Source organism: Cetobacterium sp. (assembly GCF_977044495.1).
The window spans coordinates 1-23,548 of sequence record NZ_CDRRQU010000029.1 but is presented as its reverse complement, the minus strand read 5'-3'; the positions used below and the strand labels follow the sequence as shown (position 1 = coordinate 23,548).

Here is a 23,548-nt window from a genome sequence, read left to right as displayed (position 1 = left end):
AAACGGAATATTTACTTATTTTTCCATAAGGTGTATGATAAAAAGAGCAAACTACTCAACTTGGGGGGATTTTATGAAAAAACCAAATCTTTTATTTATTTTTGCAGACCAATGGAGGCGAGAGGCAGTTGGCTTTATGAAAAAAGAACCTGTTATAACTCCTAATCTTGATACATTCTCTAATGAAGCAGCTATTTTTGAAAAAGCCTACAGTAGTTGTCCTCTTTGTTCACCAAATAGAGCAACTATTTTAACGGGTAAAAATCCCATATCTCATGGAGTTATTACAAATTGTAAACCCGGTCTTGAAAATATATTTTTAAAAGAAAGTGAAGTCACAATTGGGGATATTCTAAAAGCCAATGGATATAAAACAGGATATATTGGCAAGTGGCATCTTGATGAACCTGAAAAAAAAGATGATACTCTTCCACTTTCAGGAGCTAAAAATTGGGATGCCTTCACACCTCCAGGTTCTAAAAGGCACGGTTTTGATTTCTGGTACTCCTATGGGGCTGATGATAATCATCTTTCTCCTCACTACTGGATGGATTCTCCAAAGATGATTAAAATTGATAAATGGTCTGTTGAACACGAAACAGATATAGCCTTAGATTTTATCAATAGAAGTAAAAATGATACCTTTGCTCTCTTTCTATCTTGGAATCCACCTCACACACCTCTTGATCTAATTCCACAAAAATATGTGGATATGTATAAAGATGTTAAAATCGAAAAAAAAGAAAATGTTGTTCTAGAAGACATAGTTGATCATCCACAAACTATAACTCCATTCTCCTTAGATGAAGACACCTATTTAAAATCTGTAAAAAAATATTATGCTGCTATAACAGCTATAGACGAATATTTTGGAAAAATAATTGACTATTTAAAAACGAACAATCTATTTGATAATACTATAATTATAGTAACTTCAGATCATGGGGAGATGTTATGTTCTCATGGACTTTGGAGCAAACACGTTTGGTTTGAAGAGGCTATTTCTATACCATTTATGCTTTCCCATGGAGATAGATATAAAGGTAAAAAAATAACCACACCACTTTCAGGTGTTGATATAGCTCCTACAATACTGTCTCTTTTAGATTTGAATATTCCTAAAGAGATGGAAGGAGTTAATCTCTCTCCCACCTTAAAAGGTAAAAAAGTAGATAATATTGCTATCTCTGCATGTTACACTGGAAACTCTAAAGTTTTAAATACTCTCAAAGAAATGGGATTAGATACTTTATCTTATGGATGGAGAGCTGCAATTGATGAGAAATATACCTATGTATATTTCAATAATTACTCTGGTACCGACACTCCTAAAGAGTTCTTATACAATAACATTGAAGATGAGTATCAGCTAAATTCTATCCATTTAACAGATAAAACTAAATACTTAAAAGAGTACCTAATGGCATGGGGAAAAAAATATAATGACCCTTTTGTCAAAATAAGCGTTTGAATAGAAAAAGAAGTATGACACTTTATATGCATACTTCTTTTTGTTTGTCTATAAGATTCTACTTCATATTATTATAATGGTTATTACTCTTTTGTACTAACTCCACTGCTTCATCTATACCATTTTGTTGTATTCTATTGACATATGTATCCCAATCAGAATCTACATCTGAAACTCCTAGAATCCATTTTTGCATATACTCTTCTGTTGTTTGATTTACAAGTGTCATTATTTTTTCCAGCTTCTTTACATCATTAGGACTATACTTTAGTATCGGTAGTGGATCTATCGTATTTTGGTTTTTCATATACATCTCAAACCCTTGTTTAGCAATATCATTTGAAGATTGAAATTCATAGTTTGCATCTTGTTGAACCCCCGGTCCTGAAACTTGAGCTCCAACTTCTTGTAAAACTCTCAACGGACCTTTTCCATCTGGATTATTTAGCACATAATCCGTAAATACTGGTTCCCCGTCTACCATCGTATAGTGTTTTCCCTCAATACCAAAATTCCAAGTTTTTCTTCCCTCTTCAGAGAACCACCAATCCATAAATTTTATGGCTTGTTCTGGATTTTTTGCACTTGCTGAAATTCCCCATCCAATCTCCGGTGTTGTATTTCTTCCCAATACAACAGTTTTCACTCCATCTTCTATCTGAAGTGGTTCTATTGGATAAAATTCAAACTCTGCTATTTGACTCGATAGATTATTATAACCCGCAGTGCTTCCAAACCAATCCAAGGTCATTCCCCCTATATTTGTTGGTAGCACAGCATCTCTCGCTCCCCATCCCCTAGTGAAAATCTCTTTATCTATGAGACCTTTTTTATACCAATCTGCGGCTATCTTTACCGCTTTTTTAAAGTTTGGATCCAGCGTTGCAAAAACTACTTTATCGTCCTCTACATAAAATGTTTTATAGGGTCTGGCTCCAAAAATTCCTGTTAGATTGTTTAGGGTAGTTTGAATATTTCCACGAATAAAGATTCCTATTTCATCTTTTCTTCCATTTCCATTAGCATCTTGCTCTTTAAATGTCATCAAAGCCTTTTCAGTTTCCTCTAATGTCTTTGGTATCGGTAATCCATATTTTTTTAGCCAATCCGTTCTAATAAAAAGTCCAGATGATACACTTAGTTTGTCTAAATCATAGTATGTAGGGATTGCATAAATTTTTCCATCTAAGGAATACATATCTTTTCTGTATAATGGATTCTCATTGATAAATTTTTTTATATTCGGTGCATGTTTTTCTATTAAGTCATTTAAAGGTATTACTCCTCCATCACTTCCTAATTTTTCTAAATCTGGAACTCTATACGCTATTATATCTGATAAATCATTTGAAGCTAACATAAGATTATACGCTTGCACAGAATCTGTATTATTTTTAGAAGCATAAGACTTTACTTTTACTCCTGTTGCCTCTTCAGCTTTTCTATATATCTCCCACTCTTCACTTAAAGGCATTCCATTAAAAATTAAAAATACAGAAAGATTTTTATCTTTTTCCTTCACTGCTTCCGTGCCTTTTGACTCCCCATCCTTTGTACACCCATTAAACATAAGTGTTGATAAAAGTAATGTCCCCATCACTATTTTTTTCTTCATTATAATTTCTCCCCTTACTTCTTTATCTACTCTTTGACTGCTCCTAAGGTAACTCCTTTTCTAAAGAATTTTTGAATAAATGGGTATATAACCATTATTGGAACTATTGATAAAACTATTACCGCATAGATTATTGATTGAGGTGATGTTAAACTTTCTGGTGTAATAATCTGTGCTGCTTCTCCAGCCATATTTTTTTCTACAATTAACTTCTTTAGAAAAACTTGTAGCGGGACTTTAGAATCATCAGTCAATAAAACCATTGTCCAAAAATATCCGTTCCACCTTGAGATAGCATAAAACAGTGATACTGTCGTCAGTGCCGAAGTGGACAGCGGTAAATAGATTTTTGTCATAATCTGCCACTGAGTAGCACCATCTATTCTAGCTGATTCCTCCAATGACTTCGGTACAGCTTCAAAGAAACTCTTCAAAATTATCACATTGAATGTATTTACTGCAAATCCTACTATTACAGATGTATAGCTATTTATAAGACCTAAATCTCTCATATTTAAATACCTAGGTATCATTCCCGGATCAAACCACATTGTCACAACTACCATTAATGTTAACACCTTTCTAAATTTTAATTCTGGTTTTGATAAAACATATGCTCCAGTTATTGTAAAAAACATACTCACAGCAGTTCCTGCAACTGTTATAAAAATACTATTCGCATAAGCTAACCATATTCCCTCTAGACTCATAGCCGCTTTGAAAGATGCCATACTTATTCCTTTTGGTAAAAGATACATCTCTCCTATCTCCAAAAGATATGGTTTTGTCACTGAGGCTGAAAATACATATATAATAGGGTATATAAACATTATTCCAAATATTGCAAGTAGGGAATAATTGATAAAATCAAATATTTTTTCATCTTTTGATCTCTTAATTTTGCTCATAAATCTCTCCTTTCAATTTTCTTAACAGTTATAACTTTTTACCAAAGTCCTGATGCTGTTATCTTTTTACTCCATCTATTTGCCAAGTAGACCAGAATAAATCCAATAACTGCATTAAAAAGACCTACTGCAGTTGCTAAACCAAAATCTTGCATCAACATACCTGTTCTATATACATAAGTGCTTATAACATCAGATGTTGAATATGTTGCTGGTTGATAAAGTAGTAAAACCGTCTCAAATGCAACATTTAGCATACTTCCAACTTTTAAAACTAACATTATAACTATTGTTGGTATAATTGATGGAAAAGTTATAAATCTAAGCTGTTGAAATTTTGTGGCTCCATCTATTTTTGCTGCTTCATACAATGACTCATCCACTGCTGTTAAAGCTGCTAAATAGATAACTGCATTAAATCCCGTACTTTTCCACATATTCATTCCTGTAAATATTCCCCTAAAGTACTCTGGTTTTGATAAGAAGTATATCTTTTCAAAGCCAATTCCCTCTAAAATATGATTGACTACACCACTACTTGGTGAAAGAATATTTATAGTTATTCCTGCTGTTACAACTATAGCTATAAAGTATGGTAAAAATGAAACTGTTTGAACGAAAGATTTAAAAAATCTATTTTTTACCTCATTTAGCATAAGAGCTAAAATTACTGCAAATGGAAACTCAAATACTAAACTATATATATTTAAAAATATTGTATTTTTTAAAGTGGTATAAAAGTATGGGCTTGTTAAAAATTCTGTAAAATTTGCTAGTCCTACCCATTCGCTTCCTGCTATTCCTCTAAATAGATTATAATCCTTAAAAGCAATTACAAGACCATACATTGGTTTATATGCAAATATCAGATACCAAAGTATAAATGGAAGAAAAATAAGATATAGTGACATCTGATCTTTCACATTTCCTCGTTTTAACTTAGTTATTATTTTCTTTATGAGACCTATTTTTTCTGCTTCTATTCCCCCATCTAATTCTAAAACATTTTCCTTCATAACTCCCCCCTTACTTATCTACGTTTTGTAAGGTGATTATAGTTTATAAACTTTAAAGTGTAAATCATCAATTTGGGATATGCATTTTTCTATGCTGTCCACCTTGAATTCCTAGTATTTCTCTAGCTTTATATAGTTTGTTTCTCCCTTTCTTATGTTATCTATTTTTAAAATAGTTTGATTTTTCTCTGTCTTTATCACTAAATTTCTATCGGTAGTTTCAATCAATCTATAACTTCCATCAATTTCTAATATAGACATCACATTTGAAAGCTGAGTTGGATCACTTACCCACATCTCTAAAGTATTCTCTTTTTCTAAAGCTAACAAAGACAATGAGCTAAAGCCCTTAAACTTTTCTACTTTGTATTGACTATCTTTCCAAAAATTTATTCCTATGTAATCTTTTACTTTTAAGCCATGAGCCTTGTCATTTTGGGATAATATTTCTACATCCTCTTTTGGGATTTCATCCAATCCCACACTGTATAAATAATTACTATCTTTTGGATTTTTTCCATGATCAATATAAGCCATTATATATTCAATTTCTATTGGTTTTTCACTCTTTCCACCAATATCTTTCCAGCTTCCTGTTCTAATCTCTTTTTTTGTAACTACATCTCCCTCCAAAAACATTTTATATTTAAAGTTTTCATCATCCACTATCCTATTGTCAATTGTTGTATGAATTTCTCCATCTGAACTACTTATATTAGACCCCATTGCAAACATTGTATTGTCCATCAAAAACCACGTTTTTTTTCCTGAGGTTTTATTGTTCCACGATAAAAAATCCATTCCTACCAAACTCACTTCACCTGTTGAAACTCCCCCTGCAAAAGCTTTCGGATTCATTTTAGCCCTATGCCTTCTTTCACCAGACCCATCTCTTCTCTCATTTATACTCTCAGTGGTTCCAGGTAGATGATACATATCCACAGTTGCCCAGAAATCTTTAGACTTATCTGAATTTTTTCCATATATATATGTCATTCCATCCCCTGTATACCATCCTCTTTTATTCTCACCATTCATTGTTTCATAATTACCTATTCTAGAAGAGTGCATACTTATAACAAATTTAGCTCCTTGATTTCCATGATGAACAGCCCTATCCATACCCCAAAATATTTTACTCCTAGTGTCGTTTTGCTCCTCATATATCTCTGTATTTTTTATATTTTTCATAATCTCTTTTAAGTTTAAGTTATATATTTTCTCAGTTGTGTCATATGAAGTGTTCTCTTCCAAAGCTTTTTTAACTAACTTTCTTATCTGTTGATTATATGGATATGGTGCCCCTTCAGATATCATAGCCATTGAAGTCACTAGACCTCTTCCCCTTTCAAGTTCATTACTTCCATCTCTTGAAATGGATCTTCCACTAACAGCATCTATAACTCCACCATTTATAAGTAAAAATGAATAACCATCAACTATAGAATCGTATATATTATTTAATCTCTCATCTGTCATCTCGTACTGTGTCCCAGATGTTAAATATAGCATTGTCCCCAATCCATTGAATAGTACAGAAGCATAAGTTCCATTATATGGAATATTTCCATGCTGGATAAAAGATGAATCTCTATAAAAACCATCATCCTTTTCCACATATTCTCCAACATCTCCAACTGCTAGCACACCATCTAAAACTTGCTCTTTATCCTCCATTAAAAATCCACGAGCAAAGGAAATAATAGAGGTATCCATCCTATTTCCCCCTGTAGATATCCTTAACTCTGGGGAAGAAGAGTATTTTGCTGATGGACTATATCCTGAATATTTGGCGTATGGCTGAAAATATTGAGATACTTTTAAATATTTCATTCGACTTTCAACTGGAATCTCATCATACATAATCGCAATAATCTCATTCATATTTTTAGGTATTCCAAGTTCCCACTGCCACCAGTTTCCATATTCAGGAGCTCCTTCAAAATAAGCATTCTCATACAGCCACTCCAACGAATTTAAAATCTCATTTTTAATTTTTTCATCTCCATAAAAATCTGTTTCTGGAATAACATAAACCTTACTTAAATCCTTTAATCTTTCATAAGTTGTTTGAATTTGAACTCCATTTTTCATATCTGGCAAATCTGAGTATATTGATATTCTATCCTTGTCATAGTTGTAATTATCTAAACCCTTTTTACCCATATTATTCAAAGTTGTAATAGTGTCCTTTTTTACTTTCGGATTTTGTAACTTTAGACTTTCTTTTCCTATTAAAAATTCAACCCACTTCAATCTCATTTTTTTGAAATCTATTTTCTCATTTTGAGTCACTACACCACTTTTAAGTGTCTCTTTATTCAAACTCTCATTCAACGCTTTCTTCTCACTTGCTTCAACTACACATACAGATAAAAGTAGCATTAAAATTATTTTTATTTTCAACTTTTTCCCCCTTCAATTAAAAGTTATAACCAACTCCAACCATTGGTCTAAATGAATGATATCTCGTTTCTACTCCTGTGCTCTTCTCTTTTGTTTTTACAGTCAATAGCATTGCACCTATCGTTCCAGTAAATCCCGGTGCTATCGGATGAACATATTTCACAGAGTACCTAGACTCATAACTCTCAGATTTTATCTCTTTAGTTCTTGTCACATTTGAATATCCACCATGCCCCAGTGGAAATCTACCTTCTAACTCCACATTTCCGCCATTTCCAAAGTAATATCTAAAAGTTGGTCTCAACTGAGTTAGCTGATATCTTTCAACATTTCCCGTATGGTTATGATCATACCATCTGTCCTCTCTATAGTAATTTAACCTCATAAATATTCTCGGCATAAGTCCTATATAATCCAGTCCCGCTTGATTTTCCATTATAAAGTCCCCTTGTCCTTCTCTATCACCCATGTAAGTATATTCATATATATTTGCAAAATTTCCATTTACAGCAAATCCATTTCCTAAATTATATAAGAAGTTTGGTGTTAACCGAATCTGATTAGCCCACCTTTTTACCTCTCTAAAATTATCTTTACCAAAGTTTTGTGGTCTCTCACTTGTTTCATTTCTATAGGCTATATTTAGACCATACCTTCCTCTTGAAAATGTATCCCCCCATCTAGCCTCTAGGTGTATTCTTGTCATGTGTTGCTTCGCTTCATTGGATTTCAACCCTTGAAACAACTCATTATCTTTATAATATCCTTCAAAATAGTATGACCACTTAGATTTTAAATCATTCAATCCTATTGTAATTTTTGGCATATAAAGTGTAGATACTGCATAGTCTCCCGGGAAAGCTCTTCCCTCAGAATCAAAATAAACTCTATCTGAATCATCTTCAACTTCTAATATAAAGTTTACTGTCCCTCTCCATCTATCACTTCTATTTCCAGCAAGATTATCAAAATATGTATTCAATGAATCTCCTATAGAATTAAATTTATATCTACCTCCAACTGTTACACTATCTGCATCATACTCTTTCGATTTCGTTGATGTATAACTCCCTAAAACTGAAAAATCCTCTGTTAAGTTTAGTGACGCAAAAATATTATATGACATCAGATTTTCCATCTTAGTTGTCTCTATCTTATGTTTTTCTGATAACCCTTGAAGTTTAAGATTTTTTCCATCTTTTATATCACCCATCTCTGTTTCATATTCAATATTTCCACCTACAATATATTTTTTCCCAAACAAATATCCAGTTTTTTCTAAAAGAATTCCAACTTTTGGAACAACCGAATCATAAAACTCCTCATCCACAGTTTTGCTATTATTAATCGCCAATTCATTCTGAACAGTTCCATTTGGTCTAGGATCCTCTGTTATATTTCCTTGAATGATTTTAGTCCAATCTATTCCACCATAAGCTCCAAATTTGTAGTCATTCTTTAAAATATTGTATGAGGCTACAGTTCCTATTCCTATCCCATAAGTTGGAAACGTCGAATCAAAAGTTCCGTATGTATTTCCGTAATCTATAGTTCTTTTCAAAGAATTAAATGTTGTTGTTACCCTAGCATTTGAAGTTAGAGAGAATCTATCTGTAAATCTGTAGTTATAATACCCTCCTACATATACATTATCTAGACTCGCTTTTCCATATTCCCCACCTTGAAATTTAACATGTCCATTACTTCCTCCATACATAAATCCAATTTTTGCACTTTCTTCTATTTGCTTTTCTGTTATACCCAAAACTCCATTTTCTTTATACGAAACATCCATAAGTCCATTTATTCTATGGTTATTATCCATATATATAACATCTTGAATCGATGAATTTGTAGCTCTCTCTCTTGTAAAATCGCTTTGAATAACTCTATCTAGCATTCTTTTAGATAAAGTTTTTGAGTTCAGCGCTGCTATATCAGCCATATATCCATATACTCCACCTGATAACTGTTTCATAGCCTCTGTGAACTCTCCTGAAGTTTGTAGTTGCTCTGCATCTGATACTGCGTAAAGTAGACTTTTGTCTATACTTCTCTCTTCAGAAAAACTTTTTGCTATTCTATCAGATTCTAACAAAGTCACAAAATTCGATAATTTCCCTGTATTTACTATCTCTCCATAACTATTTTTTCTAGCTATTATATTTTCGTCTTTTACTTCATAGCTCCAAATAACTGTTGAATCTATTTTAGCACTTTCTCCTAATTCAATCTCTACCCCACCAAAAGCCTCTGATAGATTAAACTCATTTCTCCCATCTCCAGATATGAAAGAAAAGCTTATGTTCCCATTTAAAACTAACTTATCCGCTGATATTATTGAGTTCTCTAATGTTGTATCCGTCAACGAATTTTTAAAGTCTATAACTAAAGAACTATTTGATATTTCTAACCTACCTTTATCTACTGTTATAATTCCTTCACTTTCTAACTTAGTTTTATTCTCATCAAAGTAAGCTAGATTCCCCCTATTGTATTCCAAGTCTATAAAAGAGTTATCTATTTTACTATCTCCACCAGTTGCTGATAAAATCTCATAGTTTTCTAAACTTATATCTGATAAATTATTATTTCCTTGAAGAAAAAGTGCGTCTACTCCAACTCCTCCAATAATACTTCCATTTACCTTTCCACCTTTTAAAACTACTGAGTTATTAGTAGGAGCATCATAATATTTTCCAGTCTCGGGATCTTTTACTCTAAGAACTTCTGATCTTATAGCTACACCATTCCCACCCTCTATTGTCCCACCTTCATTTATAAAAATTCCATCACTTACTAGAACAGCATTTCCTAAGCCATAATTTTTTATCTCACCTGAGTTTGTTAAAATACCCTGTGACACCTTCACACCATTCCCAGTATAATAATTTTCAACTACTCCTGTATTTAAAGCCGTTCCTCCACTTCGCACATCTATTCCTGTGCTAGTACTGTAGTTTAATATTGTTCCAGAATTTTCTCCGAATCCACTGTTTTCTATTTTTATTCCCAAAGCCTTATCAAAAATTTCAATTTTTCCCGCCTCATTATTTAAAATTTCACTTCCATCTCCTGAAGCACTCATTGCAGAAGTATTTACTCCAGATACTTGAACTAGACCATTATTCTCTACTCTTCCCTTATTTTGAGCTAATATAGCGTTTGATGTTTGCCCATCTCCTATATGGACTATTGTTCCATTATTTGTTCCTATACTCCCTATTCCATCAGCTTTTATTGCTGATGAATATTGTCCAGCTGTAACATATATACTCCCACTATTTATCCCTTCGCTTCCATTCAATAGCGACATACCGATAGAACGATCTCCCTCAATGTAAATCTCTCCTTCATTTACTCCTTTTCCAGAACTTGTAGTGTTACCTATCAATATCCCTGTTGATCCTGCTCCCTCCATACTTATGATGCCTTTATTACTTCCCTCAGCTCCACCACTTATTTTTATGCCTATCGAATTTTTATTTCCACTTATAACTTTGTTGTTTATTCCAATACTATTTTTTCCATCTATTGCCATACCAGAAGCATTTGTTCCCGAAATCTCAATCCTACCATTATTTTCTAAATATCCTCCACTTTGAGCTAGCATAGCATTTGAAGTTTTTCCATTTCCAGCATGGATTATATTGCCATTATTTATACCTTTGGAATCAGCGCCTGTTGCCTGTATTCCAGAAGTAAACTCCCCTGCTGTAATATATATATTTCCACTGTTTATCCCTTCACTTCCCGCTGTCACAGATATTCCTATCGACCTATCGCTTGAAACATAAATCTCTCCCCTATTCTCACCTTTTGAAGCTGATTCGATAGATATCCCCGTTCCATCAATTACCTTTATCTGTCCCTCATTAGCTCCTGTTGCTCCTGCTGTTAATTTTATACCTTTAGCTTTATTTGTTACTATTATCTCTCCTTTATTGGAAAGTTCTGATCCTATTTTATCCGCTCCCATTCCGGAGGCGTTTGTTCCTGATACCTCTATTATTCCAAAATTTTCAATATTTCCACCGTTTTGACCCAACATAGCATTTGATGTTTGCCCATCTCCAACATGAATTATTTTTCCGCTATTTACTCCTTTACTTCCATCTCCATCAACTTTTATACCTGATGTATATTGCCCTGCTGTTACATATATATTTCCTTTATTTTCTCCAAAACTCCCCTTTGTGATCGATATTCCAGCTGAACTATTTCCAGAAACATATATATCCCCTTCATTTAAAGCTCTAGAGCCAGAATCAGTTACAAAAATCCCCGTAGAATTTGCTGTACTTACATCTATCTTTCCAAAATTTGTTACTTCAGCCCCTCCAGTTGCCTTCATAGCATTAGCACTATTTGAAACACTTATATTTCCAGTATTTACTCCTATAGACCCAACTTTATCCGCCGACACTCCTGAAGCATTTTTCCCTGAAACATCTATCTCTTTCTTATTTTCTACGTATCCTCCATTTTGAGCGTTCATAGCATTTGATGTGTCCACACCATTTCCAACATGGTTTATAACTCCCTCATTAAATCCCTCTCTTCCCTCTCCATCCACTTTCATTCCAGTAGTAAATTTATTTCCTATCACATTTATTATTCCTTGATTTATAATAGTTTGGTTATTCCCAGCTGACATTCCCGCTCCACTCGCAACTGATACATCAATTGTTTTATCGTTGACCACAATAATTTGATTCGAATAACTCACTAAACTTTTGCTAGAAAATAATAGAAAGATTCCTAACAATCTAGATATTCCTCTTTACTTTTGGTACCACTTCCTGTAATTATAATATCCGAGCTCTCTTTTCCCAAACTTAAAGTATAACCACTTTTTCCATAGATATTATTTTTCTTTTGAATCTCTTGTAATACCTTTAGTAAATTATAGTATGATGTCTCATCTGAATTATAGTATTCCTTTATTGGTTCACTATTCTCTAAATCTCCGATGGAGGACATAAATAGCTCCACCTTCAAATTTATCTTATTTAGAAGTCTTTCAACTCTCAATTTTTCCTCTTTTTTATAGTTTCTATACTCCTTTATCCCAAATAAAAATATTACTATTGAAGAAAAAATAAAAAAACTCCAAAGTTTTTTGTTCAAAAAAATATTTTTTCGTTCTTTTTTTAACATATTCCACCTTTTATAAAACTTTTTATATATTATACTACAACTACTACCTCCCATGCAATAGTATAATTAATTGGATTTCTTCCCAAATCTATCCAAATTTTTACAAATCTATTCTCTTTTTCGCCATAGATTTCTAAATTTATTTTTTCACTTTTATAAAATTTATATATCAAATTTCCTAAATTTATCTCTTTAAATCTTCCAGCTATAGAGAATCCCACCATAATTTTTCCATCGATATACACTTCTTTATCTTTCAAATTAGATATTCTCATATTTGCTACAGTTGAATATACTTCTCCCTCTCCACTTATGCAACTCTCTAAATAAAATATCCCTGTTTTTTTAAAGATATAATTTTTCCTACTCTTCAATTTCCCATTCCAATTGATAAAATCCATATAAGCGACCCCTGAATCTACATCTCCATAAGCTTCAGCAACACTATTTTTCGGCATATTGCCTATAGAACTCTCTATTCTATCTCTATTTTCCATATCCATCTTTATCTCCGTTGTTCCCGGAATGTAGTAAAAATCTACATCTTTCTAATAATCTATATATTCATCACCTTTTGAATATATGTATACTCCTCCATCTCCCGTAAACCATCCCTTTGTGTTTTCACCATTAAATGTTTCAAAATTTCCAATTTTATTTGAGTGCATAGCTACCCCTATCGCAAAATTCATATTTCTATAGAACACTCTATTCATCTCATTAAAGCACTTTACTTCACTGGGATAGTTCTTAACTTTAATCTTTAAATTTTTTAAAACTTCTGTAGAAAGATTGTAAAATATAGCTTTTCTTTCCTTTTCTCTATGTAGGTAATATTCATCTAAAACTAACTCTCTTTTAGCTATCTCCAAAAGTTTCACTCTGTTCTTTTCATCAACTCCATCTGCTAAAAGTAGTAACGAATTTATAATTTCATGTCCTATCTGATGGTCATTTCCTTCTCTTGTTATAGCCCTCCCATTGACTATATCTGTCATAGCTCCTCTAAAAAATAAAGGTTCAAAAGCTAGATAAACTCTTTCACATATTTTTTCTATATCTATTTTATCTCTCAGCTTTTTGTCTACTAAATATATTATTTCAGCAATCCCAGATAACAAAACATTTCCATAAGTTCCTGCATACGGTATAAACCCATGTTGTATAAAAGAGCCGTCTTTATAAAATCCATCTCTATTACTTATTGTCTCTATATTTTTTTCAGATACTATATTTAATGTTTCTGATATAGATTCTACGGCTTTCTGACATATTTTTAAATCCTTTAAAATGGCTCCTCTTAAAAAAATTATTTTACAAGTGTCGATTAAATTTCCTCCAGTTGCTACTCTTAGAGGCGAACCAGTGGGATGTATAGCCACAGGATTGTTTCCTAGATATCTTTCATCTGGTAAAAAATATTTTGTCGCATCCACTATTTTATCTGTAAAACTCTTTTTAAACTCCTCATAAAAAAGAATCAATATATCATTTATTAATAAAGGGTATCCAATCTCCCATTGCCACCAATTTGTATGCTCCACAGATTCTAAATTATAGTAATTTCTATAGTTATTTTCTAATACTTCCATTGCCACCACAATCAATTGCTCATCTTTATTATAGAGCGAATTCTCCGTATTATACGCTACTCCTAAAGTCAATATTTTTTTATAACTATCTCTTATTCTTTCCACTAAAATTTTTTGTTCACTATTTTCAATTAAAGTATTATTCTCTTTGTATTCTTCCAATATTTCTCTACACTCTTCTTCCAACTTTTCTAATATCTCTTTCGGTGCACTTCCCCCTGTTAAATATTCTATACGCCTTTTTAATATATCCCCCATCTCAATCTCCCTATGCAATTTTCTATACTTACTAAATACTCTTATTCTTAATATACTCACTATAGTATTTTTAGTAAATATACCATTTTCTTTAAACATCACTCTTTTTCTGGAGAGAAACAAAAATAATTATAAACTTAAAGTAGGAATGGCTCCCTTATTTTTGTATACTCCAAAAACAAATGAAAAACTATTTTTAAAAATAAAGGAGCGTGGTATACATGCCTACATATTTTAGTTTACTTTGGGAAATTATTAGTTTTCCATTTACAAGAATGGAAGCTGTTATCTTAAAAGATTCTATAAATAAGGAGTTTCATCAAATTCTCTTGAGTCCCAACGAAGTTATTATAAATTGTTATGACAACCCCTTTAGATCTTTTTTAATAACCAATATGAGAATAATTAGTATTCAAAAATTTAAAATAACAACAGATATGAACTTCGTATCAAAAATTTTTTCTATTCCACTTAATCAAATTGGAACTACCGAGATGTTTCGTCTACGTTTCCCAAATATTCACGTCCTTAGAATCACCAGTGCTCCTGGTTTTAAATTCTATTGGTTTTTCAAAAAAACAGTGAGTATGGAAACGCTCTCTAAATCAATTATTAAGGTTTCAGACGCCGTTCAAGGTTTTTCTAAATGACTTTTATAGAAGAACTTAAAATAAAAAATGTATGTCCCTTTATTTTTAAGAAGACATACATTTTATTTTTTTCTATAATTTAATGGAGATTCTTTGAATTTTCTTTTAAAAATTAAAGTGAATGCACTTGGTGACGAAATTGATAGGATATCAGATATATACCCGATCTTATAGTCAGTAGTTCTTAGAAGTATCGCTGCTTTAGTCAATTTTTGATTCAATATATACTCAGATGGAAAAATACCCAGATATTTTTTAAATAACTCTTTTAGTATCTTATTATAGATTTTGAACTCCTTTTCCACATCACTGACAGTTATTCTTCTATCAATATTAGAATCTATATACAAAAGTATATCCATAAAGTTTTTATCGTTCAAATAATTGAATCCAATGTTATTTTTTCTTTCCCCTAAATAAAATATTATATCTATCAAAAGCTTAAAAAAAGTTAACTCTTTGCTCTCAATTTTTAAGGTCTTTTCAATCTCAAATAGTATCTTTTTTAAATTATAAATTTTTATCTTTTGATACTCTTTCTTTTTTATCTTATTATTCAATATCTCTAACAATGAATAATCTTTTATTTGAAAAATATCTAGTTTACACTCTTTCGTTAAAGTCAAAATACTGTTGAAATAGAACTCATTACATATTATTAGATCTCCCTCTTCAAAGAATACATATTCTTCCGAGTTATAGTAATATAGCCCCTTTCCTTTTACACAAATTTTAATAACCATACCACTTAAATTCTCTAAATCTGTAAAATTTTGTTTTTTCCCTTTAATATCCCTGTAATTAACTCTAAATAGCTCATAAAAACTATTTTTTATAACCTCTACCTCACTAGACATTATTTTTCTATCCTCCTATTTAAAGTCAACAAACTGGATATCCTCTCGCCACACCTACTTTTTCTATTAAAAACTCACTAATTTTACCGATTATAAAATCATATTTTCTTTTAATAAAGAATATCGGGGGACATCTTTATATTCGAATTTTTTTGTAACGTTGTTTTTTAACCAAATATATCTATAATAAAGTAGGCGTGAGAGGATACAGACTTTTCAAATTTTATGATTTTAGTAAAATAGTCTTGTTCTTATTGTATTCCATTTTAATGAAAAAAAATGTCATTTAAAAAAAAGTTTTAACACTTTTTTAAAAAAAATATTATATTGAAAAAAAGAACCTCCATATTGATAAGTCATGGAGGTTCTTTTTGTGAACTACCACCGCCCTAATAGAGGGCGGGGCTTCGTGGGAAGTATCTGACTCATGTCGGATATATTAATCACGCTCTGCGGGTAGTTCCTACCCTGAATATATTACAAACTTCATAGTTTTTAAAACATATGTCCGATGTCACCTACAAAAATCAAGTTTTGTGGTCAACAGATATTGTATATCACCTTGAACGTCAATGCTTGGCTTTCGCTCCTTTCAAAGTGGGTCGCATACTGTGAATATTTTACGAGACAACAGAATTACTTGTCTCAACTCCATATATTCAGTTGTTAGAGTTCATAGAAACCATGCCTTTATGGCATGGTTTATTCTATCAAAATCTATGCTTTATGGGCATAAAACTCTTCACAATCTCCGAACTCTTTCTCTTTTAGTAGCATCAACTCTCTAATAACTTCATTAAAATCGATATTTGAAAACTCTAAATCATCAATTCCTCTTTCAATCACTGTGTATCTATTGTCGTCTACTTTCATTAAAGTTATTGTATGATCTCTTGATAAAGGCATTGCTTTCTTAGTAAAGACCATTTTCTCCCCTATTTTCATCTCATTTACACACTCTAAAATAAATGTTTCAAATTTCTCTACTGTTATTTTCTTAGACATAGTAACTCACCCTTCCCTTAAATATATGTTAGTTTTATTTTCTATTCTCTATTAAATCTTCTTCTATAAAACATATATTTTTCTTTTATTTTTTATATATTTTTTTATTTTATAATTCTAAAGGAATTTCTTTCTTAAGTTAGTAAAGTAAAACATACAATTGTGTAAATGTTTTTGATTATAAATTTAAGTATAGAAGGAGGCTACAATGGCTCTAAAAGAGGATTTTTATAAGATTTTAGAAGTTAATAAAAACGCCAGTGAGGCTGAGATAAAAAAGGCTTATAGAAAACAAGCTCGAAAATATCATCCTGACAAATTTAGTTCTTCGACTGAAGCTGAAAAAGCCCAAGCTGAAAAAAAATTTAAAGAGGTCAATGAAGCTTATCAAATACTATCAGACCCAGAAAAAAGAAGTCAATATGATAATTTTGGTCATGCTGCTTTTGAACAAGGCGGTCCAAGTAGTTCTCAAGGTTACGGTCAATATGGTGGTGGACAAAACTACCAAGATTTTAATTTTGGAAATTTTAACTTTAACTTCAATGAGTTCGGAGGTGGAGGAGACGAGGAAGATTTAGGAGATATCTTTGGATCATTCTTCGGTGGTAGAGGTGCTCGAAAAAGAGGTCCACAACCTGGCGGAGACCTATCTATGGAAATTGAGATATCTTTAGAAGAATCAGCTAAAGGTGAAGAAAAAACTATAAGATACGCTCGTACTGGAAAAAATGGTGCTCCTGAAGAGGTTGAAAAGAAATTTAAAATACCTGCTGGTATAGCTGATGGACAAAAGTTAAAATTAGCTAAATTCGGTAATGCCAGTACAACTGGAGGTCCTCACGGAGATCTTTATATATATATAAAAATCAAACCGAATGAGCTTTTTATAAGGGATGGATATGACATTATTTGTAAAGTTCCAATCAGTTACTATACTGCCACTCTAGGTGGCGAAGTAGAAGTTCCAACTTTAAGTGGAAATAAAAAAATCAAAATACCTGCTGGAACTCAATGCGGAAAACGTTTTGCTCTAAGAGAGTATGGTATTTTTAATCCCAAAACTAAGAAAAAAGGAACTCATTACGCTGAAATTATAATTGAAGTTCCTACTGATTTGGATGAAGAACAAAAAACTTTGCTTAAAAATTTTGATGAAAAACTAAAGGATAAAAATCGAAAAATTGAAAATAGTTTCATAAAAAAAGTTAAAGACTTTTTTAAGCTATAAGAAAGTTAAAACCACTAATAAGTAATCTTTCCAAATTACTTACTGGTGGTTTTATTCAATTTTCTTAATATCCCAAAATACAGCTATCGAATCATATATATTTTATATGATTTATAAAAAATATATATTTCATTATTTTAATAAAATAACAAATTTGTCTTTTATTTAACTCTTGCCAAACATAAAATCCCCGTTTCATCTTGATCCAAGTTTATTTTTATTTTTAAAACACTAAAATCTTTCTCAAAAACCTCTTCAATACAAATAATTTGATTATTTTTTAAGGCAAATTTATCACTTTTTTCACAACTTTTCAAAGTATTCAAGTCTTTTATTATAAAACTATCGTCTTTACCTATAATCTCATTCAAACTTGTATTAAATAAAGAACAAAAGTTTGGATTAGCGTATAAATATTTTAAATTTGAATCTTTTATAAAAATATAATCTTTACTGAAATCTAAAGATAAAATTCCATCAATAAAACATTTTACATTATTTCCTTCCACAAAAAAAACACCTCCTTTTCTTCTTTCTCTTACCATGTTCATTTTAAAAGAAATTCCACTTAAAAAATTCCTAAATAGGACAATAGAAAACTATAAATATATTAAATTATTAATATAAAATTTTAATGTATAAATGTATAATTGTTTTAACTTTAAACTAATCACAAGTTTAAATTAATCACAAGTTTGTCTAAGAAAACATATCAACAAGGTGGTGAAATTTTAGTGTTAAAAGTTGATCTAAGTTCAAATGAAAAATACTATTTAGACGGACGATTCTTCTTGATAACGAAAGGTAAAGTAATTACAAAGGATATTTTGGCCAGTGGAAAAATTATATCTAATGAAAACTGTTTAAGAGAGGGTGAATTGGTTGGAAATTTTTTCAATATTTCATCTAATTTCAATGTTAATCTTCCTGAGATAGATGTGGAAGTAGAGGCTCTGGAGGAAACTACACTAGAAGAATTTAAGTTCTCTAAAAAAGATATTTTAAAAAATACTGTATTTGAAAAAATGCTATCACAACTAATAAAGAAGTCAATCATAAAGTTTTTATATCAGCTCTATGATTCTAAAGGTTATATCTTGGCTATTCTGAAATTATATGCTAACTCTGATAATGAGATTCCTAAAAAAGAGATTAGTTATGAAAACTTCAATATTAGCAAGAGTCAATTCTATCTAATTTACTCAAAATTAAAAAAGGAAAACTATATAATTGAAGAAAAAAATTTAGTTAAATTAAATATTGAAAAAATTAATGAATATTTGAATCATCTCGTATTGGATGAATGTTCTGGAAAGGAAGAGGAATGTTTTCAAAAAAAATAGAATATGGTTATATCATAATTCAAGAACTAAAAGAAACAAATGAATTAAATACAAAACTTGGAAAAGATATTTTAAAAAATATCCAAGTACCTTATAATATGGGATTAGGTATTCTTTCAGAATTATCTAAAAGTGAACTTATTATATCTACGAAAGGTAAAAATGGAGGATACTATCTAAAAAATAAAGATATCACATTTTTTGAACTTTTTAATTCATTAGAAATTGTATCTAAAGTAAGAAGAAATAAATACAATGACGTTTCATACAAGGAGAAAATCTTAAAAATTAATCTGCATTTTTTAAACGACTTAAAGAATATAAAAATACTAGATTAATAATCTATAGGAGGGTGTTCTTGATTATGAATGACTTACACAGAAAACTTTTACTTATTCTTAATGATGCAATAGATGTCGAAGAACTCGATCAAAATAGATTACTAATCATAAAAAATGATGAGAAAATATTATTAAAAAATATATCTGAAGATATTAAAAATCTTTGTTATGAAAAAATAGGTGAAAATATTTTAGGAAAACCAAAAAAAAAATTAAAAAAAAATTTATGGAATGAAAAAGATATTAATTTTTTAATACAAAATAGAACTTTAGATATCTCTGAACTAAGCAAAATACTTGGTAAAAGTAAACTTCAAATTAATTATATGATGGGACATCTGAATCTTTTTAATAAAAGATCTTGGAGTAAAGAGGAACTTAATTTTCTAAAAAATCACATTGATTTACCATTACTTTGGATATCTGAAACTCTAAACAGATCTATTGCATCTGTAAAAGCTAAGAGACGCATTTTAAAAAACGAAAAAGTCAAATAATCATTTTCTACTTGTAATAATTTTTGAAAAATTTTTATCAAAAAATAGTATATAGAAGCTTCTTTTTTTTTATTATAGTATATAACAGAAATGTTTAAGATTTATAAAAAAGGAGAGGATTGATGAAAAGAATTATTGTACTATCGTTTACTTTATTATCTATGACTATATTTGGAAATGATTCACTTAGTGATAACAAAATTGTCAAACAATACTTAAAACTACACTTAGATAAAGAAATCTCTTTATCTACTTTTTATCGAGCTATTACTGGATATGAAAAAATTAAAAATAAAAAAGAGGATATTCTCACAATTATCGATTACTCTAAACCCTCTTTAGAAAAAAGATTCTACGTTATTGATTTGAATAAAGAAGAGTTACTTTATTCTACATATGTTATGCACGGTAAAAATAGTGGTGATAACTATACTACCGAGTTTTCAAATATTCTAAACTCCTATAAGAGTTCTCCTGGGTTTTTTAAAACTTCGTATGCCTATAATGGGCAATTTGGATACTCTTTGAGACTACAGGGATTAGAAAAAGGAATCAATGACAACGCTATGAAAAGAAGTATTGTTTTGCATGGCTCTAAATATGCTACTCCCATAAAATCAGTTCCTATGCTTTATAAAAGCTTAGGGTGTCCTACTATACCAGCTGAACTCGCTAAGCCCGTTATTGACAAAATAAAAGATGGTTCTGTTATGTACATACATACTGATAAAAAAGAGTATCTGAGTAATTCTAAGATATAGTATATATACATTCCCTAGGAATTATAGTTAATTTTATATATAAAGAAAGAGATAACACTTTGTGTTATCTCTTTCCTTTTTTACTCTTTATTTTCTAGAAATCAAACTTCTTTACCAGCATTTGTCTCTTTTTCAAGTTTTTTAACAGTATTTACTATTATTTTTTTTATCAATTCATTTGCACGCATTGCATAAAATGCTTCCGCCTCAACAGGTTGATTCATATACTGAATATTTGTATGTTGATCTTCTCCAGCTTTTATATATCCACCTTGAGAATGGTTTATATTATATAAATCTCTCACCGACTCACTTATTGCTTGACTCGGATTTTTTCTAATAATATCTTGTTCCAAATGAACATTTTCATGTAACAATGAATCTAACGCTTTTTCTAACGAAGTCACTTTATTTAAATCTATTTTGATTTCTCCGTTTGAATACCCAGCAAGACTACCCGTATTATTATCAACTATTTTTATAACGGCATTTTCATATGGTAGTTTAGTTACTTTTTCAAATGTATCTTTTCTTGTTTTCTGAATCACATCTGCTAAAGCATTTACTGTTGCTTCATCTATTTTCATACTAGAATTAGTTATTTCATTGATAAGTGCTTCTGGATTTTCATTATATTTTTTTATAAACTCTTTTTTATCTTCTTGAGTTTTTAATTTTTGTCCTAATATAATATTCCCCAGTTCCTCACTAGCTGATAATTTTCTTATCAACTCATTGTCCATTCTTTCTCTATTTCTTTCAAATTTGTTTGTTACTTTAGAATAGAAGGCAGCCAAACGGTTATCATCTTCTGTGCTAGTATTCGTAACTTGTGCATTTTCTATTGTAACTCCATTCAAATTATCCAATTTTTCCTTGTCTTTATTAGTTAATAATCTAGATACAAACTCTTGTAGATGCTCAGGTGGAATATTTTTTCCACTATTTAAAACCAAATCAATCTGCCTTTTTATTTCCTCTTCACTTCTTATAAATTTATCTCCTTCTTTTTTATAGGCATCTTTCTTTAAAGTTTCTTTTTCATTCGCCTTCACTGTTTTTTCATTTTTATCTAATATCGGATGTCCAGTTGGTAATTCTGGCTTCTTTTGAGTATTTGAACTTTCATTTATTCCTAGCTCATTCAAATCAGCATAGATAACCTCTGGTTCTTTTGTTTGTATCTCTTTTTTGCTATTCTTATCTAATAGTAAATCAGAGTATTTAACTTCATCATCTTTTTCAGATAAATTTTTATCGTCAAAACTCTGTTCTTTCCAAGGTAAAACCTTTTCATAAATAGATTCTTGTTTTTCAGTAGCTCTAGTATCTCCCTTACTTTCTTTCATATCGATATAGAACTTACCATCTTTTTCAACAACCTTAGTTACTTCAAACTTAGCTCCTCTTTCAAATATAACTTTCCCTTCATCCTTATTAAAATATGTTACATCTTTTCCCGAAGTAGTATCCTTTATATTTAAAACTATGTTACTTGGTAAATCTGAATTTTTAACATCTGTACGAGCAGTTGATGTGTACCCTTTATATTCTACAACACTTCCCACTGTATGACTCTCTAAAAACTTTTTAAACTCTGCTCTATCCTCAGCTGGTATGTATAAAACTCTTTGAACGTCACCTGTATAACTTGGCATTTTTGAAAGTGCTTCATCCAACTCTTTTACAAATTTTGTCTCCTTTTCTGTCAAAGGTATATTTTCTCTCAAACTATCATTTACTAAAAATCCACTTTCAATATAGTTTTTGATTACTCCTATATCTGTAGTTGTCAAATTTATGTCTCCATACTCTGTTTTTATTACCTTATTCTCTACCTTTAAGTCACTAGGAATAGTGATTTCATTTTTATTATTTGAATTATTTGTATCACTATTTTCAATAGAGATTTCCGTCACTTTTTTTGTATTTTTTTCTCTTATGCTGTCTATATTTGCAATTGTTTCATTTTGCTTTTTTTGTAATTCATTTATTTTATTCTTAGTCTGTTCTAGCAATTTCTCTATATTATTTAATTCTTTTTTGGAGTTATTGTCTAACTCTTTAGCAGATAACTCTGATTGTTTAATGAAAAGATCATTTAGCTTTTCTCTTTCCTTTTGCATATCTTGCTCAAGTTTTTCAAGCTTCTTATATTCTTTTTCATACGGAGGATTATTTTGTATCTCTTTTTTAATATTAACCTCTTTTAAAGAATTATCTGGAGTTTGATCTTTTTCAACTATTAAGTCACTGTATTTTTTCATTGGATCTTTATTATCCATATCAGCAAGAACAGTTTCATCTCTTGGTGGTAAAGGCGGTGCTATTTCATTTTCAGAGTTGCCATCAGTTTTAAAAGATTCCGCTTTAAGTAGTTCTAGCTTTATATTCTTTAAGTCTTCTGTATAGACAAATCTATCTTTTTCACTTAAAT

The 23,548-nt window shown here is 30.6% G+C and carries 17 protein-coding genes and 1 pseudogene; 7 read left to right on the top strand and 11 right to left on the bottom strand.

Annotated elements, in window-relative coordinates; genetic code table 11:
- Window positions 1-73: 73 nt before the first annotated feature.
- The gene (locus tag ACWI69_RS08150) at window positions 74-1,471 is read left to right on the top strand and encodes a sulfatase family protein (protein ID WP_448821346.1); all 1,398 of its coding nucleotides are present in this window, start codon (window positions 74-76) and stop codon (window positions 1,469-1,471) included.
- 58 nt (window positions 1,472-1,529) lie between these two features.
- Here ACWI69_RS08150 and ACWI69_RS08145 read toward each other — a convergent pair whose 3' ends face one another.
- From ACWI69_RS08145 to ACWI69_RS08115, 7 genes and pseudogenes are all read right to left on the bottom strand, one after another.
- Complete coding sequence (locus ACWI69_RS08145; protein ID WP_448821345.1) at window positions 1,530-3,086, bottom strand: extracellular solute-binding protein; 1,557 nt, start codon at window positions 3,084-3,086, stop codon at window positions 1,530-1,532.
- A gap of 26 nt (window positions 3,087-3,112) precedes the next feature.
- On the bottom strand, window positions 3,113-3,994 hold the full coding sequence (locus ACWI69_RS08140) for a carbohydrate ABC transporter permease (protein ID WP_448821344.1): 882 nt from the start codon (window positions 3,992-3,994) through the stop codon (window positions 3,113-3,115).
- Window positions 3,995-4,032: 38 nt separating this feature from the next.
- Complete coding sequence (locus ACWI69_RS08135) at window positions 4,033-5,010, bottom strand: ABC transporter permease (protein WP_448821343.1); 978 nt, start codon at window positions 5,008-5,010, stop codon at window positions 4,033-4,035.
- Window positions 5,011-5,121: 111 nt separating this feature from the next.
- Window positions 5,122-7,416, bottom strand: coding sequence for a polysaccharide lyase 8 family protein (locus ACWI69_RS08130; RefSeq protein WP_448821342.1), 2,295 nt, complete (start codon window positions 7,414-7,416; stop codon window positions 5,122-5,124).
- A gap of 16 nt (window positions 7,417-7,432) precedes the next feature.
- Window positions 7,433-12,184: an autotransporter domain-containing protein gene (locus tag ACWI69_RS08125; protein ID WP_448821341.1), complete on the bottom strand. Its 4,752-nt coding sequence runs from the start codon at window positions 12,182-12,184 to the stop codon at window positions 7,433-7,435.
- Window positions 12,178-12,576 carry a hypothetical protein gene (locus ACWI69_RS08120; RefSeq protein WP_448821340.1) on the bottom strand — a complete coding sequence of 133 codons (399 nt, stop codon included), beginning with the start codon at window positions 12,574-12,576 and terminating at the stop codon, window positions 12,178-12,180. The genes ACWI69_RS08125 and ACWI69_RS08120 overlap by 7 nt, the downstream gene beginning before the upstream one ends.
- 29 nt (window positions 12,577-12,605) lie before the next feature.
- Window positions 12,606-14,426, bottom strand: a pseudogene (locus tag ACWI69_RS08115) (polysaccharide lyase family 8 super-sandwich domain-containing protein).
- A gap of 221 nt (window positions 14,427-14,647) precedes the next feature.
- On the opposite strand from ACWI69_RS08115, the gene ACWI69_RS08110 reads away from it, so the two are divergent.
- Complete coding sequence (locus tag ACWI69_RS08110; RefSeq protein ID WP_448821339.1) at window positions 14,648-15,076, top strand: hypothetical protein; 429 nt, start codon at window positions 14,648-14,650, stop codon at window positions 15,074-15,076.
- A 62-nt stretch (window positions 15,077-15,138) separates the two neighbouring features.
- Here ACWI69_RS08110 and ACWI69_RS08105 read toward each other — a convergent pair whose 3' ends face one another.
- Together ACWI69_RS08105 and ACWI69_RS08100 are read right to left on the bottom strand one after the other, a co-directional pair.
- Window positions 15,139-15,933 (bottom strand): helix-turn-helix transcriptional regulator, encoded by a 795-nt coding sequence (locus ACWI69_RS08105; protein ID WP_448821338.1) that lies wholly within the window; start codon window positions 15,931-15,933, stop codon window positions 15,139-15,141.
- Between the two features lie 717 nt (window positions 15,934-16,650).
- Window positions 16,651-16,938 carry a hypothetical protein gene (locus ACWI69_RS08100; RefSeq protein ID WP_448821337.1) on the bottom strand — a complete coding sequence of 96 codons (288 nt, stop codon included), beginning with the start codon at window positions 16,936-16,938 and terminating at the stop codon, window positions 16,651-16,653.
- A gap of 208 nt (window positions 16,939-17,146) precedes the next feature.
- On the opposite strand from ACWI69_RS08100, the gene ACWI69_RS08095 reads away from it, so the two are divergent.
- The gene (locus tag ACWI69_RS08095; protein WP_448821336.1) at window positions 17,147-18,169 is read left to right on the top strand and encodes a DnaJ C-terminal domain-containing protein; all 1,023 of its coding nucleotides are present in this window, start codon (window positions 17,147-17,149) and stop codon (window positions 18,167-18,169) included.
- A gap of 161 nt (window positions 18,170-18,330) precedes the next feature.
- Here the strand turns inward: ACWI69_RS08095 and ACWI69_RS08090 are convergent, their stop codons facing one another.
- A complete protein-coding gene (locus tag ACWI69_RS08090; protein WP_448821335.1) occupies window positions 18,331-18,678 on the bottom strand; it encodes a PAS domain-containing protein in 348 nt (115 codons plus the stop codon).
- A 225-nt stretch (window positions 18,679-18,903) separates the two neighbouring features.
- Between ACWI69_RS08090 and ACWI69_RS08085 the strand changes: the two genes are divergently transcribed.
- The 4 genes from ACWI69_RS08085 to ACWI69_RS08070 all read left to right on the top strand — a co-directional run bounded on the left by ACWI69_RS08085 (window position 18,904) and on the right by ACWI69_RS08070 (window position 21,111).
- Window positions 18,904-19,512 carry a hypothetical protein gene (locus tag ACWI69_RS08085; protein WP_448821334.1) on the top strand — a complete coding sequence of 203 codons (609 nt, stop codon included), beginning with the start codon at window positions 18,904-18,906 and terminating at the stop codon, window positions 19,510-19,512.
- Window positions 19,494-19,850: an Rrf2 family transcriptional regulator gene (locus tag ACWI69_RS08080; protein WP_448821333.1), complete on the top strand. Its 357-nt coding sequence runs from the start codon at window positions 19,494-19,496 to the stop codon at window positions 19,848-19,850. The genes ACWI69_RS08085 and ACWI69_RS08080 overlap by 19 nt, the downstream gene beginning before the upstream one ends.
- Window positions 19,851-19,876: 26 nt before the next feature.
- Window positions 19,877-20,350 (top strand): hypothetical protein, encoded by a 474-nt coding sequence (locus tag ACWI69_RS08075; protein ID WP_448821332.1) that lies wholly within the window; start codon window positions 19,877-19,879, stop codon window positions 20,348-20,350.
- Window positions 20,351-20,472: 122 nt separating this feature from the next.
- Entirely contained in the window at window positions 20,473-21,111 is a 639-nt protein-coding gene (locus ACWI69_RS08070) for a murein L,D-transpeptidase catalytic domain family protein (protein WP_448821331.1), read from the top strand.
- Window positions 21,112-21,212: 101 nt separating this feature from the next.
- Here the strand turns inward: ACWI69_RS08070 and ACWI69_RS08065 are convergent.
- The coding region (locus tag ACWI69_RS08065; protein WP_448821330.1) for a hypothetical protein at window positions 21,213-23,548 on the bottom strand (2,336 nt) is incomplete at its 5' end.

Bases quoted from the DNA above. Each gene is read 5' to 3' on its own strand.
- ACWI69_RS08150 (WP_448821346.1), top strand. From the start codon at position 74: ATGAAAAAACCAAATCTTTTATTTATTTTTGCAGACCAATGGAGGCGA.
- ACWI69_RS08145 (WP_448821345.1), bottom strand. From the start codon at position 3,086: ATGAAGAAAAAAATAGTGATGGGGACATTACTTTTATCAACACTTATG.
- ACWI69_RS08140 (WP_448821344.1), bottom strand. From the start codon at position 3,994: ATGAGCAAAATTAAGAGATCAAAAGATGAAAAAATATTTGATTTTATC.
- ACWI69_RS08135 (WP_448821343.1), bottom strand. From the start codon at position 5,010: ATGAAGGAAAATGTTTTAGAATTAGATGGGGGAATAGAAGCAGAAAAA.
- ACWI69_RS08120 (WP_448821340.1), bottom strand. From the start codon at position 12,576: ATGTTAAAAAAAGAACGAAAAAATATTTTTTTGAACAAAAAACTTTGG.
- ACWI69_RS08110 (WP_448821339.1), top strand. From the start codon at position 14,648: ATGCCTACATATTTTAGTTTACTTTGGGAAATTATTAGTTTTCCATTT.
- ACWI69_RS08105 (WP_448821338.1), bottom strand. From the start codon at position 15,933: ATGTCTAGTGAGGTAGAGGTTATAAAAAATAGTTTTTATGAGCTATTT.
- ACWI69_RS08100 (WP_448821337.1), bottom strand. From the start codon at position 16,938: ATGTCTAAGAAAATAACAGTAGAGAAATTTGAAACATTTATTTTAGAG.
- ACWI69_RS08095 (WP_448821336.1), top strand. From the start codon at position 17,147: ATGGCTCTAAAAGAGGATTTTTATAAGATTTTAGAAGTTAATAAAAAC.
- ACWI69_RS08080 (WP_448821333.1), top strand. From the start codon at position 19,494: ATGTTTTCAAAAAAAATAGAATATGGTTATATCATAATTCAAGAACTA.
- ACWI69_RS08075 (WP_448821332.1), top strand. From the start codon at position 19,877: ATGAATGACTTACACAGAAAACTTTTACTTATTCTTAATGATGCAATA.
- ACWI69_RS08070 (WP_448821331.1), top strand. From the start codon at position 20,473: ATGAAAAGAATTATTGTACTATCGTTTACTTTATTATCTATGACTATA.